Raw genomic sequence first — 593 nt, 5'->3', positions numbered from 1 at the left:
GTCAAGGGCGGCAGGCCGAGCAGCCAGACAAAGGCGAGAACCAGCGCCGGCATCAGGAACAGCTTCAGCACCGAAAGCGCCAACGCCGGCCGGACATTGCCGGAGATACCGAAGCGGCGCAGGCTGAGGCCCATGGCAAACAGCGCCACCGGGCCGGCCGTATCGGCCAGCGCATCGACCAGCCGCTTGACAAGATCGGGCAGCGGTACGCCGCTGAGGCGCCATGCCAGCCCCGCCAGAATGCCGATGATCAGCGGATTGATGAACAGCCGCCTCAGGAAGCTGCGGATCATGCGCAAGGGGTGCATGGGCTCGCCGCCGCTGCGGCCGAACATCTCGAACAGGACGATCGAGGCCATCATCATGATCGGCAGATGCACGGAGACCAGCAGTGACAGCACTTCGAAGCCGCTCGGGCCGAATATGCCAAGGATGAAGGGAGCGCCGAGCAGCACGACATTGGAATAGGCCGAAGATACGCCACCGACGACACCGGCGCGTGCATCCCGCCCGAATATCCGCGTGGTGACGAGATGGCCGGCGGCCCAGGTGATGGTTGCGGCCGCGAAATAGGCGCCCCACAGCGGCCAAGG

At 65.6% G+C, this 593-nt stretch carries 1 protein-coding gene; it reads right to left on the bottom strand.

What is annotated here, in order from left to right:
- The coding region (locus EN935_RS39355) for an AEC family transporter (RefSeq protein ID WP_164771898.1) at positions 1 to 593 on the bottom strand (593 nt) is incomplete at both ends.

It is taken from the genome of Mesorhizobium sp. M7D.F.Ca.US.004.03.1.1, assembly GCF_003998635.1.
In the GTDB taxonomy this organism is placed as follows: domain Bacteria; phylum Pseudomonadota; class Alphaproteobacteria; order Rhizobiales; family Rhizobiaceae; genus Mesorhizobium; species Mesorhizobium loti.
The sequence above is the reverse complement of the archived record's forward strand: the minus strand, read 5'-3'. Positions and strand labels throughout refer to the sequence as shown.